Origin of the sequence: Chitinophaga sp. CC14, from assembly GCF_048957795.1 — a bacterium.
GTDB lineage: Bacteria > Bacteroidota > Bacteroidia > Chitinophagales > Chitinophagaceae > Chitinophaga > Chitinophaga ginsengisegetis.
This window is the reverse complement of the sequence record NZ_JARBFY010000005.1, coordinates 523,761-541,236: the sequence shown is the minus strand read 5'-3', so window position 1 is coordinate 541,236 and position 17,476 is coordinate 523,761. Positions and strand designations below refer to the sequence as shown.

Sequence of the window (17,476 nt, the reverse complement as noted above, 5' to 3'; positions counted from 1 at the left end):
AAAAGCAGAACATATTCCCTAGATTTAGGGATGCGTTCTGTTATTTTTACTTTCCTGCTGATGCATGTATTTAGTTGCATCATGGCCCAGCCACTGCGTGTAGCCGTTGCCGGTGTATCGCACGGACATGCGGCTTTTATTCTCGGTCGCCCAAACAAAGGGGACATTCAGATTGTTGGCATCTACGAGCCTGATACGGCAGTAGCAAAATTGAGGGCCAGGCAATATCATCTTCCTGAAAATATTTTTTATACTGATCTCGGTAAAATGCTGGATGCGGTGAAACCTACTGCAGTGTTGGCGTTTGGCTCCATAAAAGCCCACCGGGCTGTAGTGGAGGCCGCCGCACCCCGGCATATTCATATCATGGTGGAAAAGCCGCTGGCTACTACGGTGACTGACGCTGTGTATATGGACTCGCTGGCCCGCCGGTACAAAGTACAGCTGCTCACCGATTATGAAACCAGCTGGTATCCTTCCGTAGCCAAAACATTCCAGCTGCTGGAAGACAGCAGCTACGCCGGGAAAGTGAGAAAGGTGACGGTGAATGATGGTCACCAGGGACCAAAAGAAATTGGCTGCGGCCCCGAATTCCTCAACTGGCTCACCGATCCGGTACTGAATGGTGGCGGCGCACTCATGGACTTTGGCTGCTACGGCGCCAATCTCATGACGCATCTCATGAAAAATCGTTTGCCCGTATCCGTTACCGCAGTGGCCCGTCACTTTAAACCGCAGGTATACCCCAAAGTGGAAGATGACGCCACTATCCTGGTGGATTATGGCGATACGCAATGCACCATCCAGGCTTCGTGGAACTGGAGCTTCAGCCGGAAGGACATGGAAGTGTATGGCGATAAAGGCTATCTTATTGCCGCCGATAAAAACACCCTTATCCAGCGTAACAACGAACGGTCGCCCGCCATTACGCGCCGTATAACGGCAACGGATATACCGGTATATGAAGATCCGTTCAACTACCTGATCGATGTGCTGAATGGTAAAGTAACCATGCCGGCAGACGGGTTGTACGCGCCGGCCAACAATGTAATAGTAGTGCGTATCCTGGCGGCTGCCCGCGAATCTGTCCGTACAGGCAAGGCCGTTAAGTTCTGATAAAAAACAAGGGTGTATCAATGGCTGATACACCCTTTTGCTGCTGTTAATCCATATGCCTGTCGTTGAAACTTACTCCTGCCTGTTTTACCAGGCGCCTGTTGCCTTGTTATAATTTATTTGCGCCATCAGGTAATCGTACTGTGCTTTGATATATTGCTGTTCTGCTGTACTGATAGATCTTTCCGTTTCCAGTAAATTATTATAGGCAAAGCTGCCTACTGCAAATTCCTGCTGTTGCTGCCGGTATATTTTTTCAGACAGATCGTAGTTCTTCCTGGTGGTTTGCATATTCAACAGTGCATTGTTCAGCTCTGTTCCTGCCTGCAATATATCATACCGGACATCGGCTGTTTTTTGCTGTAGCTGGGCCGTAGTTTGCTGCGTTTTAAGCTGGTAGTTTTTTATCTGGCGCTGATTTTTGATATTCCCTGAAATGGGAATACTTATTTTCAACGCGGCATAACTAAAAGGACTCCACCATTCGCCCTGGGTGTATTTAAAATCGTTGTATAAATACTGCTGCGAATAGTTAGCCATTACCGATACCGTTGGAATTGAGTATTGACGGGCCTTACGTAGCTGTAGCTGATCATCCAGCTGTTGCAATTTCAACTGTTTGATCTCTGTTCTGTTCTGGTAATTTTCGGAAGATAGGGGTACGGCAGCGGTACCGCCAACAAGTGTATCCGTTAACGTGATATCTCCTGATCCGGGCATATTCAGCTGGTACTTCAAACCATTTACGGCCAGCACATAATTTTGCCTGGCGGTAGTGGTAGTGATCTTTGCATTATCATAATCCAGCTGCGCCCGGAGGTAGTCGGTTTCAATAAGGGCGCCTTGTTTGTATTTGCCTGCTGCCAGTGTGTAATATTCGTGGAACCGTTGCTCGTCACGGGCAGCAATGGTTTGCTGCAAATCCTTTAGTAGTACGTTGTAATAGGCCGTAGCAATCTGAACTTTGATATTGATTTCATCAGCCCTGTTTTTCTCCTGCTGTAATGCGAGGTTATTCCGCGCAATTTTTATGTCCGTATGGAGAGTGGGTTGCAGTATGGGTTGATCCAGCTCAATACCCAGTATCGTAGCGTTTTTGGCGCCGAGTGCCAGCAGTTCTGCCTTATCAAGGCCGCCAAAGCCTGGTGGCACAAAGGTAGCCTGCAGTTGCGTATTATAACGAATGTTTCCTTCGGCATGAATATCGGGCAACCATTCCTGCCGGCTTTTCTTCAGGGCATTATCTGCGATGGTAATATTGTATTTGTTTGCCTGCATGTCGTAGCGGTTGGCTAAACCCATGTCGAGGGCCTGTTGCAGGCTGAGTTTAAGCGGCGCTGCATCTTGCGCTCCCGCGCCGGCAGGTATGCAGCAAAGTATAATCAGGAAAAGGCGTTTCATGTATTTCATTTTTGCATTGATTAATGGGCATCTGTCATCACTACCGGGGCGGCCGTTTTCTTGTACCGGATCATTAGTATGAGCGGTACTGCCAGCAACATAATAAGCGCTACGATCATGAAGCCATGATTGTAGCTTACCAGCAGCGCTTGTTTGTTGAGTGCTGCATCCGTGAGTTGCCAGGCCAGTTGTGATGACTCATCCGGTCCGTAGCCATTGGCGGCCATGCTTTGAGTGATCCCGTTCACATAATCTGTGCTCACGGGGTTGTATGGATTGATGAAGGGGATCATGTTATTGCGTACATACGCATTTTCATGACTGAGGTAGATATTCAGCAAAGCCACGCCCAGCGCGCCGCCCAGCTGCCGCAGCATATTTGATAAGCCTACGGCCTGCGCGAGGTCTTTACCGGTAAGACCGGCGGTGGCCAGTCCCAGCACGGGCATTACCATGAGGATAGCGCCTACGCCCCGTATCATAAAGGGCCAGAAGAAATCGCCGGCGTTGGAATCCGGTGAGGAAAAAGATAACATCACCAGGTAGATGCTGGTAAGCGCCAGCCCGGTAAGGATAATGACCTTCGGATTCACGCCTTTCTCCAGCGTTTTTTTTGTAATCACCATTCCCACTACGGTTACCAGCATGCCCGGAATCATGAAGGCGCCTGTTTGGGTGGCGGTCCATCCCAGCGATACCTGTACAAACAAGGGGAAAATGAAGAGGGTGCCGGTCATGATAATGCCTACAATCAGGTTCATGAGACTTCCCATCGCCAGGTTGAAGTTGCGGTATAACCGGAGGTTTACCGCAGGCTCACTGGTATTGAGTTCCCGGATCACAAACAGGATCAGGCCAATAACAGCCAGGATAAAAAAGAAGGTGATATCATTGCTGGAAAACCAGTCGGCGGTGGTGCCTTCTTCCAGGATATACTGGAGGGAACCGATCCCAATAGCGAGGAATACAATCCCCAGCACATCTATCTTCGGTTTTACAATTCCCGGCAGGTCAGCTACAAACTTCCAGGAGAGGAAGGCGGCCACCACGCCTATTGGCACGTTCAGGAAGAAGATCCAGTGCCAGGAGGAATTATCCGTGATATAGCCACCCAGTATCGGCCCGAAGGAAGGACCCAGTATGATGCCCAGCCCGAACACCACCAAACCGGAGGTTCTTTCTTCCGGCGGAAAGGCATCCATGATGATGCTTTGCGCGGTAGACAAGAGTCCGCCGCCACCGATGCCCTGAACAAAGCGCCACGCTACCAGCATCCAGAGGCTATCGGAGCAGCCACACATAAAAGAGGAAAAGGTGAAGAGCAACACAGAACCTGTGAAGTAACGTTTTCTGCCAAACAGGTTGGAGAGCATGCCCGATAACGGAATAACGATCACATTGGCAATGCTGTAGGCCGTGATAACCCAGGCTATTTCCGTAGTGGTAGCGCCGATGTTACCGCTGATTTCCCGCAGCGATACATTTACCACGGTAGTATCGATGAGTTCCAGTACCGCACAGGATACCGCGGTGGCCACTAATATCCATTTGGCCGCCCCGGTGGGGTAGGTGATGGTTGCAGAAGAATCTGGTGTCATGTTACTGGATATTAATCTTCACAAAGGCGCTCAAACCGGGAAACAGGCCAATAGCTTTAGTGGCGGGGTGATCCAGGGTGATGCGGATGGGGAAGCGTTGGGTAATTTTTATAAAGTTGCCGGTGGCATTATCGGGTGGCAACAGGGAAAACTTAGCGCCCGTAGCGCCGGTAAAGGAAGCCACGTGGCCGGAGAGGGCTGCGCCGGGATAGGCGTCCAGCGTTATTTCCACGGGTTGGCCCGTTTTAATTTTATGCAGTTCCGTTTCCTTGAAGTTTGCGGTTACCCACAGGTGCTGGTTGTCGATGATGGCGCAGAGTGTTTGGCCGGTGCTGATGTACTGGCCTTCCTTGATCACCCTTTTGGTAACAAAGCCATCGAACGGTGCGGTTACATACGCATGGCTCAGTTCTTCCTGTGCCAGTTTCAGTTCGGCCTGGCGTTGCTTCACGAGTGCCTGCGTGGCGGATATCTGCCGGTGTTCTGCGCGCGCCTGTGTTTCAAGGCCAAAGGAAGTAGTGAGGGTGCTCCGTTCGTGGCTCACTGCTTTTTCATAATCGGCTTTTGCCAGCAGGAGCGTGGTTTTGGCGGCTTCGTGTTGTTCCTGGGTGGTAGCTTTGATGCGGAGCAGTTCCTCTGAGCGGTCGAAGTCTTTCTGCGCTTTGGCGAGATTAGCAGTAGCGGCAGCGATGGTTTGTTTATCTGATGCTGCATTCTGAAGGGAGGCGCTTGCATTCTGACTGCTGGCCAGTGCTTTCAGGTCGGCGGCGCTGAGGTTTTGTTCTGCATTTTCCAGCAGGGCCAGGGCCTGTTGCACTTTTGCCTGGAGGGCAACGGTGTTCATCAGCACCAACGTATCTCCTTTTTTCACGGGTTGGTTATCTGTAAAACGGATCGCGTCTATATAGGCAGTTACGCCGGAACGGATGGTTACAATATCACCGTCGAGTTGTGCATTGTCTGTAGAAGTGAATGCGCCTGACTTCAGCCAGAAGTATATTCCACTGCCTGCTGCGGCTATCAGCACCAGTGAGAAGATCAGTAATCTTAATGGCTTCTTTTTCATAAAATTTTGTTTGTATGTTATTATAAAACCGAACGATCGGTTTGTTTTATAGATGAGAGATGATTTGTTTTTTATGAGATGAATTTGTTTTTGTTTTAAGAAATGGTTTTTGTTTTATGTTTTTGAGAGATGAGTTTGTCTTATGGGATTAGCTTGTTGGCTGTAATCTAATCCCGACCAGTCGGTATGTTTTGCTGTTTAAAAAAAGCGTGCTGTTATACACGCAGTTGGAAAGGTATAAATCGTTTTAAAGCATATAAAGATATTCAGGTGTATATCAGGTGTGCCATATCCGCAACTATGGTTTCAGCGTAGTATACAAGCCATCCCACAGCACCTGTAATTCCTTCTTTGTTTTATCAAGGGTATCGGCTATGATGTAGTTGATCCCCATACCATCCCCGCTGAAAATAAATAGCCTGGCAATGGTGGCGTCGGCCATAGCAGATTTAATTTCGCCTTTCTTTTTCGCCGTTTTTATTATTTCTACCCACGACCGGAGCTCTTCTTTCTGCCGCTCCAGGAGGTGAGCCTTGAAATCAGGCAGTATTTTCAGGGCGTCAAAAATGAGCAGGTAGTGATTGGAGTTGAAAGCATTCCCATCATTGGCGCCAAGCACATATTTAGCCACTTTCATCTGTTTGCCAACATGGTTCAGGTAATCATGATAGAACTCCCGCAGGGAATTTTGGGAGAAAGAGTTATAATCCACGGACATAATGTCTCCATAAAAAAAACGGATCACTTCCTCAAACACCTGTTCCTTACTGCTGAAATAATGATAGAAGGCTCCTTTAGACATGCCCGTTTCCGTAACTATCTCTTTCATGGTAACCTCCTTAAAGCTCTTTTGCAGGAACAGCTTCAGGGATGTATTTAATATTAATTCTCTCGAGTCATTCATAAAAACCGACCATTTGGTCTGTAAAAGTAGATGTTTTTTTATTTTCTCCAAAAAAATATTAATCTCCTGCGGGAGTAGGGAAACAGGTTTTCAATTATATTGTGCCCTCAATAATTAACCATCCATGAAATCTGTTGTTAACTACTTTAACCTCATCGGAGAATTTACCAACCCCGGAAAATTTATGTGGGGAGCCTTTTTAACCGGTCTCACTGCTTTTATAATCGCTGTAGTATTAGTGATCTTATTGCGGAAATTTATACTGGTACCCCGTTCCGGGAAGATACTCCGCTTTATTGCCTGGTGCTGGTTTTTCGTATTGCCGCTGCTGGCAGGGTTCTTTGCGTTTAAATGGGGCTTTTTTAATAGTCTACGTAAAGATATAAAAACGCATGCAGACGTATACTCAAAGCATGTACCGGCAGGATTTGATCAACAAGCCTCTTCAGCAATTCAATCCCTGTTCCGCCAGCCGGATGGCCGCCCAACCGACGTATCAAAGCTTTCCACCAACCAGCTCATTGATACTGCGGGCACGCTGATCTATAACGTATACGGCACTACGCTGGAACAACAGGCCGCTCAGGAAGGCGTACGGGGCAAACTGGCCGCCTTTATGCTACGTACCACCAAAGGTGCAGGCATCGCCTATACCATTAAAAAATATATCCGCAAAATGCTCTCAGAAAAAATTGGTCTTGAAGAGGGTGTCAGCGCGGATCTCATGGAAACAAAGATTACCGCCATCATCAATGGTGGCCTGTTTATCAATATCGCCCTTATCCAGGTTGATCACTTCCTGAAAGGATTACAAAAAGGCGTATTGGTCACCTTCCTGCTTATCCTCGCCATACCCTGCCTGGAAATAGGGATCGCACATTACCTGCACCGTAAAAAACTCAAAGCGGCAACGCCGCAACCGGTAGGCGTGTAAATACCGTGGTTGTCTTTCTCCCGGCGAAGCTGAAAGGAGAAAGACAACCGCCCTTAAATAATATTTACCTGCCATATGCAACCTCGTGCCTTTCAATTATATTGAATTTTTTCTACGCCTGCGATCTTTTTAGCCGGAAGAAATCGTAACTTAACTATACAGTAAAACAGGATAGGCGTGAACGTTATTCCAGATGAAAAACTGATATTATGAGATTTAACTGTTTCTATATCATTTTCCTCAGCATAGGCATTCTTTTTTCCGGTATCAGCTCCATAGCACAAACCCCTTCATTCAACGATACTTATCAGCAGCTAAGCCGGTTTATGGATTCTGCCCTTGTTCCCATGAAAGGTGGCGCTACCAGTCTTGCTTTCTCCATAAAAGCAGAAATCGATCATGGCGTAATCACCAAGCTGGATTGCTCCACCAACCTGGCCGGCAACCTGAAACCACGCCTCTTCAGGCTGGAAGAACTGGATATTAAATGGAATAAATTTACCGGGAAAAGTGGTAAGTATCATGTGATCATCCCGGTGTATTTTATTGTAGAACACAGCACGGGTAAAATACAACTCAACTCCAAAACGGAGTTTACCAATGGATTTTATTTTGATGACGGCGACCTGTTCGATAACAAACCCCTGAACAACTATTACTTCCTAAAGCCCATCTACCTGCAGCGCTACCTCTGAGGCAGCCGCATGCTGCAGCCTGTATTGAGAAGGCGTAACCCCTTCAAACCGTTTGAAAAACTTGGTAAAGTTGGAATTGTCGAACGTGAGTTTCGTGGCAATATCTGTTACCGTAAGCAATGGATTTTGTAACATCTTCCTGGCCTCTTCCATTAATCTCATTTCAAAAAAATAACACGGCGCATGACCTGTGTGCAGCTTAATGGTATTGCTGAGATGCACCGGGTGAATATACAACTGGCGGGCAAAGTCTTTGATATGATACATCTGGTCTATGCTGCCGTCCATCACCTGGTCGATGTGTTCATTCACCGCAGCAATAAAGTCGGCAGTAATTGCTGCTTTCCTGGTCTGATATTTCTGAGGAAGTACGGGCATGGTATTTTATATCTTACCTAAAGATACTAAATCATGTTATCATGTAACCCGTTAAAACCACTTTAACATTTCTGAAAGGTTACCTTTTCTGCGTGATCTGTATAAAGGTTAAATTCTCCTGTTATGCGCCTTTCACTCTATTACCTGGGTATACCCCTGCTGGCTCTGTGTGCCTGCCAGGGTGGTATGAACAAAGAAATGAGAGACTATGCAGCCACTGCTGATTCCACGTCTTTCTCCAACGACATCACAAAACTTAATTCCGCTTCCCGCAAAAGAGTAAAATCCGCCGACGTGCGATGCCGCGTCAGTAACGTGTTTCAGGCAACCTCCCGCATGGAGCAACTGGTAACACGCCTCGGTGGAATTGTAGTGGAAAGCAATCTGCAGAACGAATCTGTACAACACTTCCGCGTGCCTTATTCCGCCGACTCAGTGAAGGATGTTCAGCTGTACACACCCACTGCGAACCTCACCCTGAAAGTGCCGGTAGAGCATCTCGACTCAGTGGTGTATTCGCTCACGGCCACGGCAGGATATATTGATTACCGCGTGGTAAAAGACCAGGACATGACCCTGAAATACCTGGCCAATGCGTTAAAGAATGAACACCAGGAAAAACAGGAAGCACAGCTGAGTAAAGTTGCGCCCGCAAAGAAAGGCACCACGCTGGATGTGGTGGAGTACAAAGATCAGAAAGCAGATATGGCTATCGACCGGCAGATGGATAACCTCGTGATCCTCGACGATGTAGCTTATTCCACTTTTACAGTGCAGTTGTTCCAGCCACAGGTAACGGATGAACAGGTGGTCATTAACCCCGACCGTGTAACCCGCGCGGGCTTTGGCACAGAGCTGCTGGTAGCCCTGCGTAACGGCGCCGAAATTTTCCGCAACATTCTCCTTTTCTTTATTCAGCTATGGCCTTTCCTGCTGGCAGGCGCATTGGGCTGGCTGGCTTACCGGAAATTATTATTACGTAAGAATTAAATCTCTGCGAGGAACGTTTCTAAGATTTTATTGAACTCCGCCGGCCGCTCCATCATAGGCGCATGCCCACATTCGTCAATCATCACCAATGTGGCGTGCGGCAAATGATGCCTGAATTCCAGGGCTACTTCCGGCGGAGTAATTTTGTCTTCTGTTCCCCAGATCAGTAATGTTCGTATAGGTATTTCCGGTAGTATGGCCGCCACATAATTACGGTTGGCAGATTTTGCCATCCTCACAATACAGTAGCATTTCTGCGCATCGGTGGTAGTTTGAAACACTTCTGCCACCAGTGCTTCGGTGGCAACTGCCGGGTCATAAAAAGTATAGGCTACGCGTTCTTTTATGTACGCATAATTACCCCGCTTAGGATAACTACCCATACTGGTATTTTCATAAAGACCGGAACTGCCCGTGAGGATTAACCGGGCTACCTGTTCAGGGTGGCGGTGCGTGTACAGGATCGCTACATGCCCTCCCAGTGAATTGCCCACCAGGATTACATGTTGGAGCCCTGCCTCCCGGATATATTGACTGAGAAAATCGACAAGGTATCCCAGCCGGTCGCTGGTATGCGCATCATAAATCGGAAGAGATGGAATATGTATGTCGTACTGCGGCTGAAAATGTGTAACAACGCCTTCCCAGTTACTAAGCCCGCCGAAAAGTCCGTGCAATAAGATCATGCTTTGTTTCATATCTTTTTTGATACAAAACTATTGCGGGGAAAATTGAGCGGCCGTGATCTCAGTCACAAAAGTTACGGGTCTGGTCCAGGAGGAATAACCGCGCCCTGCTCAACGCTTCCCGGCTGGTATACAGGTACCGCGCAATATTGGTGAGCGATATTTTCTGTATGATGGCGGGGCGCCGTTCCAGCAGGAACCGGTAACGCTGCAGCGGACTTTTTAAAGAAAGGATGTACTGGTGTTCGGATTGCTGCTCCAATAGTTCCTGGTATAGCTGCAGGTTTACATGCAGCAGGTTCATGTGCAGGTCGTACAGGGGCTGCAGTTTTTTGATATTTATTCTCAGTACCACGGCGTCTTCCACGGCAATAATGCTGATAGCGGAAGGCGCTTTTTTATTATAGCTTTCGCAGTTGGCGAGGAAATCATCTGCGAAGCTGAATTTTACGATCTTCTCATTTCCTTCTTCATCAACAATAGCAAATTTGAACATGCCGGAGATAACAAAGGCCGAGTAGCGGGCTACTTTGCCGTATCTCAGGAAGGCGTCTCCTTTTTTTATGTGCTTTACGGTGGCAATGTTATCCAGTAACTGCCATTCTGCCTGGGTTACTACCGGGTATTTTTTCATGAGCCGATCATACCAGGCGGGCAATACATGATCCATAGTGGCAATGGTTTGCCTGCAAGATAATAATTCGCCGTTATTTTTCTCCCAAACAAAAAAGCAGCAGGAACCCGTTCCTGCTGCTGGTGATAATGATATACTCTTTGTTTTACTTAGCCTGGTCCCGTAATGCTTTTATCTGGTCATGTGAGCGTCTCAACTCTGCTTTTTGCTGGGTTAATAATTCTTTGATGTAAGCCGGCAGTGCTTCATGCTCTATGGCATCTTTATAGGCTCTCTGTGCGGCATCTTCCCCGGCTTCGCAGTTGGAGAGGATGGTTTTACGGTCATGGCCGGTAAAAACGGCTTTTACATCCATCCAGGCGCGATAAACTTTACCGCTGGCAGTGGTGCCTGAATCCATTGTTCCGCCGTTTGCCTGTACCTCGTTACCGAGTGCATTTCTAAGCTGGTGACTTTCTGCAATCATATCGGTAAAAAGCGGTCTCAGGTCGCTATTACCTTCTTCCAGTTCCTTCAACGCTTTTTCATAACCTGCAATACGATCATTGTTGATGGCGATCAGGTCGTTCAATACTTCGTTAGTGGCAGTTGGTGTTATAGTTTCCATGATATTTTTGTTTAGATGTACCAGGTATCTACCATAAAGCATACCAGTACCAGGCGGAGTGGCACTGACAGGGGCGTAGCTATAAACGGGGATTAAAAGACGGGTTGAAGTGTAGAAGCGTTTAATCATTCTGTGGCAGAACTTCGCAGGCATTGCGGACCGAAATGTGGTATACCGCTGTTTCCTCAAAACGGGAAGCCACTACGATCTGTGTGCCGTTAGCGTGCTGGTCAAAAAGTTCCTGTACCAGCGCAGGGCTGTTATTATCACGGGAAAGATGGGCCAGCAGGAGATGGCTCATAAACGGCGGCCGGTAGGTAGTAAATATTTCCAGCGCCTGTTTATTGGATAAATGTCCTTTTCCGCCCCGGATGCGCTTTTTCAGGTAGTAGGGGTATCTGCCTTTGTCCAGCATCTCTTCGTCGTAGTTTGCTTCCAGGAAAGCCGCATGACATTGCTGAAAATGACGGATCACATGCTCACAGGGCGCGCCGATATCTGTAAAGATCCCGATGGTGACCGCATTGCCGGCCACAATAAAACTATGCGGCTCTGACGCGTCGTGATGTTTTGGGAAGGCAGTTACCGACAGGGCGCCAATCTGTACCGGTTCATAGGGGTTAAACGTCATCACCAGCTGTTCTTCCAGGGTGAGGCCGCCATGTACCATTGTCATATTGGTGATATACACGGGCAGGCGGTATTTTTTTGCCAGCACCGTTACTCCCCGGATATGATCAATATGCTCATGTGAAATAAATATCGCTTTTACCTTGCTCATGGTGAGGCCCAGGCGGGTCATCCTTTTTTCGGTTTCCCTGCACGAAATCCCTGCGTCTACCAGCACGGCTTCACTGTCATTCCCAATGTAATAACAGTTTCCGTTGCTTCCCGAATTCAATGATGTAATAAATAGCGACATGCGGACAAAGATAAATTTTCAGGTTGAGATTTGCAGAGACAGGTATTTTGATATGCAACATTGTTGCAAATTATTTTATTTGTTATATTTGTTTCATTATGTTTGCAGGATATAACGAACCAGATCCTGATGCTCTTTTTACACTGGGGTGTTTCCCCTGAAATTTTCCGTATCGGCGGCTTTGCGCTACGGTATTACAGTTTGGGCTTTATGCTGGCTTTTGCGGCCTCGTATATGATATTGCTGTATGTATTCCGGCGGGAGCGGCAGTCGCGCGAAATGCTGAACCGCCTGCTGGTGTACATCATAATGGGTACGCTGATCGGTGCACGCCTCGGGCATTGTTTGTTTTACGACTGGGCATATTACAGGGAACATATTTGGGAGATGATCCTGCCGTTTACTTTTTCGGGTGGTCAGTTCACTTTCACCGGCTACCAGGGATTGGCGAGTCATGGCGCTGCCATTGGTATTGTACTGGCTTCTGTACTTTTCAGTTACCGTTTCCGGGTGCCGCTGATGTGGCTGCTGGATCACCTGGCGCTGGTGGTGCCGCTGGCAGGTGCGTTTATCAGGACCGGCAATTTCTTTAACTCCGAAATTATCGGTACGCCGTCCACGCTGCCCTGGGCGGTGGTATTTACAAGAGTGGATGATATACCGCGTCATCCGGCGCAGCTGTATGAAGCATTGGCGTATCTCCTTATTTTTGGATGGTTGTGGTTCCTGTACAGGATGCGCCCGGAGCCGGGCAAACTATTTGGCTGGCTGCTGACAACCGTATTCAGCGCCCGCTTTCTGATTGAATTTGTGAAAGAAAACCAGGTGGCTTTTGAAAACGGGCGCCTGCTGGATATGGGACAGCTGCTGAGCATCCCGCTGATGGTACTGGGTATTTATTTTTTAATTTTCTATAAGAAGAGATATGGGTAAAGATGAACGTGTGAAGGTGTACATACTGACCGGGTTCCTCGGGGCGGGCAAAACCACGGTGCTGAACAGCCTGTTGCGGCAGTTCAGCGGGCACAATAATATTGTAATCGAAAATGAGTTTGGCAAGGTAAATATCGACGCCGGCCTCATCACCGAAAAAATAGACCAGCTGTATGAACTCACCAGTGGCTGTATCTGCTGCTCACTGGACAACGACCTGCTGGAAGTACTGGGAAACATCCTGCAAAAAGAAGAACGCCCGGACCATGTGTTTATTGAAACAACCGGTATTGCGGATGTAGGCAACATCATCGGGATGTTCCATATGCCCGATGTACAGCGGCATTACGAACTGGTGAGCACCATTTGTGTGGCAGATGCGGAGAATATCTTTGAAAGATTGCAACAGGTGCCGGAAGCGGGCAAGCAACTTTCCTGTGCAGACGTGATCATCATCAATAAAATAAAGCAGCTCGCCGTACCGCAACTGATCTATCTTTCCCAACAGCTGGAACAAATGAACCCGCTGGCATTCATCACCACTTCAGAAGATGGGTTTGTACCACTGAAAGAGTTGCATTTTCCCGAAAAACCAATAGGCGCCACTATCGCACCTGTTGCACCGGTGAAACATCCGCATAAAGTGAATACGGTGTTGTTTGAATCGCCGGAAGCCTTTGATCTGAACATGCTGGTATTTGTACTGGATCTTCATTTCAACGCATACCCGGATCAGCTGTACCGCATCAAAGGATACGTCCGCATAAAGGACACGCCTGAAAGAATGCTGGTACAATCCACCGGGAAATACCTGCACATACAACCGGCAGGAGAGTGGGGCAGTGCCACGCCATCTTCCACACTGGTATTTATAGGAAAAGAATTAAAAACACCCACTATCCAGCGGATACTCACCCCGGCGCTCAGAAAATAATTTTATGGAAAAATCCGGGAACGGCATCTTTCCTGAAATTCATTGTTATGATGAGCACCCGCAGACTGACCATATTACTGATAGCAATCCTTACTTTACCGGCCCGTTTCGTATATGCCTGGCAGTTATCCGCACTGGCTGTGACTATCGTTAATCCCCCGTTTTCCAATGGAGCAACCCGTCCTGCATCTGTAGGCGCGCTCCCGCTTCCCGCCGGGTTTACCCGCCTGCCGCAACCGGCCGGCAGTTTTGGCGCCTGGTTGCGGGCCATGCCCCTGAAGCAGGACAACAAAGTATATCTTTATAACGGGCATTTAAAAAACAATCAACAGGCACAATACGCCGTACTGGATATTTCTACCGGCAACAAAGACTTACAGCAATGCGCGGATGCGGTGATCCGCCTGTATGCGGAATACCTGTACGATAGCAAACAATTTGGGAAGATTGCTTTTCACGCTACCGATGGCACGCTGATGGATTACAACAGCTGGATGAAAGGCGACCGGTTTGTATTAAAACAAAACCGCCTCATGAAAGTGAGAAAGGCTGCACCATGCAGCGGGCCGGCCTGTTTCAGCAACTACCTCGAAACGGTGTTCTCCTGGGCAGGTACCTTATCACTCAGCAAGGAGCTGCTACCGGTAAAGGATACACGTAAAATACTACCCGGAAATGTTTTTATTAAAGGAGGCGCTCCCGGTCATGCGGTGATGGTAATGGATGTGGCGCAGAATGCCGCCGGTGAAAGGATTTTCCTGCTGGCGCAGAGTTACATGCCTGCGCAGGATATCCATGTATTAAAGAATCCCGGCGCCGCTATGCCCTGGTACCAGGCCGGTTTTACGGGAAAGCTGTTAACGCCGGAATGGGTGTTTGATGCCGGCGAACTGGCACAGTTCCGGTAATGAAAAAGGGGCTGACCAATACCTGTTGGTCAGCCCCCTTTTATTTCAAGAATCAGGTGTGTGCGAAATATTCGTTTTCCACTTCACCATCTGCATATAATTTCAGGATGGCATAACCCGGAGGCGTTTCAAAGTAATAACCCTCCCCGGCAGATTCCTTATCACCTTTTTCCCACCAGAAGCCACTCATAGCGCCATTGCAGCAGTAACGCACGCCATTGTAAACTGCGTTATCAGAAAGATGATTATGCCCGCTGAGGCATACCTTTACTTTATCACGGTGTTTAAAAAAGAGGGCTTTCAACCGCTGATGATCGGAGTGGCCGCCACCTACGAGGATGGGAGTGATGCCCAGGATCGGGTAGTGCGACATCAGCAGGGTAGGCGTTCCTGCCGGCAGCTTTTCCAGGTCCTGTTCCAGCCACTGGTACTGTTCTTCATCCAGTGCTATTTTTTCATTGTTGCCATCCAGGATAATGAAGTGCCAGCCTTTGCGGGTGAAGCTGTAATACCGGTGCGGAATGTTCAGCCGCTTTACCACATAGTCTTTCCCATACATGCTGTCGTCTTTGGTGGGCGCCTTCCACCAGGTATCATGATTGCCGATGCAGCTGTAAACATCATATGATTTCAGGCTGCTGATGCATTCATCCCAGATCTGCCAGAGCTGCGTAACCCTTTCCCTTTTTACGGTGTCATAGGAGGCATCGAAGATAGAGTCACCGCCGTTGAGGAAGAAGTCCACCTTTTTGTTTTTGATTTCCTCCAGGCATTTTTTAAATCTTGCCGGTGCGTTGAGGTCTTCACGTATATGCACGTCCGTTATATGCGCTACGGTTAGTACCGGGGTACGTTTACCGCTTACAGCGGCCTTCACGGCGGCCGGCCCCAGGAGGGTGCCGGCTGCCATGAGTCCCGTGTGTTTAAGGATATCTCTTCTATTCATAAAAGGATTTATTGCCAGTCGAAAATCTGTTTCAGTGCAGGATTCAGCGCTACCTGCGTGTAAGGTACGGGGCGGTAGTAGTACTTGGGTTCTGTAAACTTACGTAGGTTCGTTTCCGTTACCAGTGTGCCGCCTGCGGTACCATTTTTCAGGTATACTGTTACGCTTTCCCCGATGCTGCCGGCTTTGTAATAAACCAGTGTGATACCGAGGGAATTCTTTTCTTTTTTATCTTCCGCAGGAATATCGGTGCTTTTATCTATCAGGATAATATCTTCCACACCATCGCCGGTAAGGTCAAATTTACCTAACCCGGGGAAGTACATGCCTTCCGGGATTTTCTCCAACAGTTTGCCTGCATGCCATCTCATGAGGTCATTATAGCGGTAGCCTTCCATTGCAAATTCGATCCTTCTTTCGCGGCGTATTTCCAGCAGCACGCCTTTCATAGCGCCGGTAACATCCGGGTATTTTGCGGCCTGCACAGGATCAGGGTTGGCATTGCTGGTGGCCAGGTCCAGAACGGGTATACCGGCGCGGGTGCGCAGCAGGTTTATGGATTGATCCAGGTCGGTTTGCGTGAGCGTATTCAGTTCTGCTTTGGCTTCTGCAAAGGTGAGCAGGGCTTCTGCATAGCGGTATACGGGGAAGTCCACGCTGTTGGTAATAACCTGGTCGGTACTGTTGGTGTATCCTTTCAATTGGTGGTAGCCGGTGAAGTTTTTGTTAAGACGCTGGATATACGGCCTGGCGTCTCCGGCACGGGTAAAGCCCGGTCCGGCCAGGGTTTGGCGCATACGCGGATCCCTGTTCTGGAACTCGGCTACAAAAGGCAGCTTGTCATAACCGGGAATATCGGTAAATCGTTTACCATCTTTCATGAGGTAGGTTTGCACCAGGTCGCGGGAAACGGATTGTTCGTAATCCCCGAACACGTTACCGTTGATACTGCCGCTGCGGCCTTTATTCATATCATAAGGATTGGCGAGGATCACTTCTTTGTTCAGCAGGAGGTCCTGGCTGGAGAACAGCGCAGCGTAATCCTGGTCGGGTTTACCGGTATTGTATATGGTGAAGTTGCCGGAGTTGATAATGTCCTGTGCCTGAACGCGCGCGCTGTCGAGGAAGCGTGCGGCGGTGCCTGTGAGGTTCAGTTCCGGGTGATACTTACGGTAGGTACCTTCAAACAGGGCAATACGGGCGTAGAGCATTTTGGCGGCCCATAAGCCCGGTGTGCCACTGGGTACGCTGGTGCGGATGTGTGTGGTGGCAAATACGAGATCGGCCATCATACTGTCTACCACCATTGCACGGGGATCGCGGCCTTTGAACAGGTCGGGGTCGCCGGGATTTAATGCCCTGCCATACCAGGGAACATCTGAATAGCGGATAATTTTATCAAAGTAAAATTCGGCCCGGTAATACCTGGCCAGTCCGGCATAATGATCTTTGATGTCCTGGGTAACAGCGGCTTTGTTGTAATTGTCGAGGAAATAATTCACGTCACGGAGCCTTTTCCAATCCCAGCCATTGGTAATGGTTTGAGAGCTGGGAGAGCCGATCATGATATTTTTTACTTCCACTGCGGCGGTGGTGGCGGCGTTGTCGCTGTTCTGGTCCCCGAGGTATTCGCCGGTACCGGCCAGGTCAAGTAACCCATTCACATACAGGGCCAGGTCTTCCTCGGTTTTAAAAAACAGTTCAGGGGAAATAGCGTCCTGTGGATAGCGATCGAGGAAGTCCTTTTTACAGGAAGCACTGATCACCATCACCCCGATAATTATATAGCTCGTAAATTTTTTCATGTTGCAATGTTTAACGTTC

At 48.5% G+C, this 17,476-nt stretch carries 18 protein-coding genes; 7 read left to right on the top strand and 11 right to left on the bottom strand.

Going from position 1 to position 17,476, the window contains the following annotated elements; genetic code table 11:
* The first annotated feature begins 30 nt into the window (after positions 1-30).
* Positions 31-1,116 carry a Gfo/Idh/MocA family protein gene (locus PV783_RS21770; protein ID WP_420989543.1) on the top strand — a complete coding sequence of 362 codons (1,086 nt, stop codon included), beginning with the start codon at positions 31-33 and terminating at the stop codon, positions 1,114-1,116.
* An 87-nt stretch (positions 1,117-1,203) separates the two neighbouring features.
* Here PV783_RS21770 and PV783_RS21765 read toward each other — a convergent pair whose 3' ends face one another.
* From PV783_RS21765 to PV783_RS21750, 4 genes are all read right to left on the bottom strand, one after another.
* Complete coding sequence (locus PV783_RS21765) at positions 1,204-2,517, bottom strand: TolC family protein (RefSeq protein ID WP_420989542.1); 1,314 nt, start codon at positions 2,515-2,517, stop codon at positions 1,204-1,206.
* Positions 2,518-2,537: 20 nt separating this feature from the next.
* Positions 2,538-4,115 (bottom strand): DHA2 family efflux MFS transporter permease subunit, encoded by a 1,578-nt coding sequence (locus PV783_RS21760; RefSeq protein WP_420989541.1) that lies wholly within the window; start codon positions 4,113-4,115, stop codon positions 2,538-2,540.
* A gap of 1 nt (position 4,116) precedes the next feature.
* Complete coding sequence (locus PV783_RS21755; RefSeq protein WP_079472716.1) at positions 4,117-5,181, bottom strand: HlyD family secretion protein; 1,065 nt, start codon at positions 5,179-5,181, stop codon at positions 4,117-4,119.
* Between the two features lie 298 nt (positions 5,182-5,479).
* Positions 5,480-6,085, bottom strand: a complete 606-nt coding sequence (locus tag PV783_RS21750; protein WP_079472717.1) for a TetR/AcrR family transcriptional regulator — start codon at positions 6,083-6,085, stop codon at positions 5,480-5,482.
* Between the two features lie 124 nt (positions 6,086-6,209).
* Between PV783_RS21750 and PV783_RS21745 the strand changes: the two genes are divergently transcribed.
* A complete protein-coding gene (locus PV783_RS21745) occupies positions 6,210-7,019 on the top strand; it encodes a hypothetical protein (RefSeq protein WP_420989540.1) in 810 nt (269 codons plus the stop codon).
* Between the two features lie 209 nt (positions 7,020-7,228).
* Positions 7,229-7,714, top strand: coding sequence for a hypothetical protein (locus PV783_RS21740; protein ID WP_079472719.1), 486 nt, complete (start codon positions 7,229-7,231; stop codon positions 7,712-7,714).
* On the opposite strand, the gene PV783_RS21735 is transcribed toward PV783_RS21740, so the two are convergent.
* Complete coding sequence (locus PV783_RS21735) at positions 7,682-8,092, bottom strand: helix-turn-helix domain-containing protein (protein ID WP_363438095.1); 411 nt, start codon at positions 8,090-8,092, stop codon at positions 7,682-7,684. The two genes, PV783_RS21740 and PV783_RS21735, sit on opposite strands and share 33 nt — an antisense overlap.
* 123 nt (positions 8,093-8,215) lie before the next feature.
* Between PV783_RS21735 and PV783_RS21730 the strand changes: the two genes are divergently transcribed.
* On the top strand, positions 8,216-9,082 hold the full coding sequence (locus PV783_RS21730) for a DUF4349 domain-containing protein (RefSeq protein ID WP_420989539.1): 867 nt from the start codon (positions 8,216-8,218) through the stop codon (positions 9,080-9,082).
* On the opposite strand, the gene PV783_RS21725 is transcribed toward PV783_RS21730, so the two are convergent.
* The 4 genes from PV783_RS21725 to PV783_RS21710 all read right to left on the bottom strand — a co-directional run bounded on the left by PV783_RS21725 (position 9,079) and on the right by PV783_RS21710 (position 11,931).
* A complete protein-coding gene (locus PV783_RS21725) occupies positions 9,079-9,768 on the bottom strand; it encodes an alpha/beta fold hydrolase (protein WP_420989538.1) in 690 nt (229 codons plus the stop codon). The genes PV783_RS21730 and PV783_RS21725 overlap by 4 nt on opposite strands.
* Positions 9,769-9,829: 61 nt before the next feature.
* A complete protein-coding gene (locus PV783_RS21720) occupies positions 9,830-10,438 on the bottom strand; it encodes a Crp/Fnr family transcriptional regulator (protein ID WP_079472722.1) in 609 nt (202 codons plus the stop codon).
* A 109-nt stretch (positions 10,439-10,547) separates the two neighbouring features.
* Positions 10,548-11,009: a ferritin-like domain-containing protein gene (locus PV783_RS21715; RefSeq protein ID WP_079472723.1), complete on the bottom strand. Its 462-nt coding sequence runs from the start codon at positions 11,007-11,009 to the stop codon at positions 10,548-10,550.
* Between the two features lie 121 nt (positions 11,010-11,130).
* Entirely contained in the window at positions 11,131-11,931 is an 801-nt protein-coding gene (locus PV783_RS21710; RefSeq protein ID WP_420989537.1) for an MBL fold metallo-hydrolase, read from the bottom strand.
* Positions 11,932-12,060: 129 nt separating this feature from the next.
* On the opposite strand from PV783_RS21710, the gene lgt reads away from it, so the two are divergent.
* Genes lgt through PV783_RS21695 form a run of 3 tightly spaced genes read left to right on the top strand, consistent with a single transcriptional unit; the run spans position 12,061 to position 14,706 of the window.
* Complete coding sequence (gene lgt / locus PV783_RS21705) at positions 12,061-12,864, top strand: prolipoprotein diacylglyceryl transferase (RefSeq protein ID WP_420989536.1); 804 nt, start codon at positions 12,061-12,063, stop codon at positions 12,862-12,864.
* Positions 12,857-13,798 carry a CobW family GTP-binding protein gene (locus PV783_RS21700; RefSeq protein ID WP_111579310.1) on the top strand — a complete coding sequence of 314 codons (942 nt, stop codon included), beginning with the start codon at positions 12,857-12,859 and terminating at the stop codon, positions 13,796-13,798. Before lgt ends, PV783_RS21700 begins: the two co-directional genes overlap by 8 nt.
* A gap of 47 nt (positions 13,799-13,845) precedes the next feature.
* Positions 13,846-14,706, top strand: a complete 861-nt coding sequence (locus PV783_RS21695; RefSeq protein WP_420989535.1) for a DUF4846 domain-containing protein — start codon at positions 13,846-13,848, stop codon at positions 14,704-14,706.
* 52 nt (positions 14,707-14,758) lie between these two features.
* Here PV783_RS21695 and PV783_RS21690 read toward each other — a convergent pair whose 3' ends face one another.
* On the bottom strand, positions 14,759-15,652 hold the full coding sequence (locus PV783_RS21690; protein WP_420989534.1) for a metallophosphoesterase family protein: 894 nt from the start codon (positions 15,650-15,652) through the stop codon (positions 14,759-14,761).
* Between the two features lie 8 nt (positions 15,653-15,660).
* The gene (locus PV783_RS21685) at positions 15,661-17,457 is read right to left on the bottom strand and encodes a RagB/SusD family nutrient uptake outer membrane protein (RefSeq protein WP_420989533.1); all 1,797 of its coding nucleotides are present in this window, start codon (positions 17,455-17,457) and stop codon (positions 15,661-15,663) included.
* Positions 17,458-17,476: the final 19 nt, after the last annotated feature.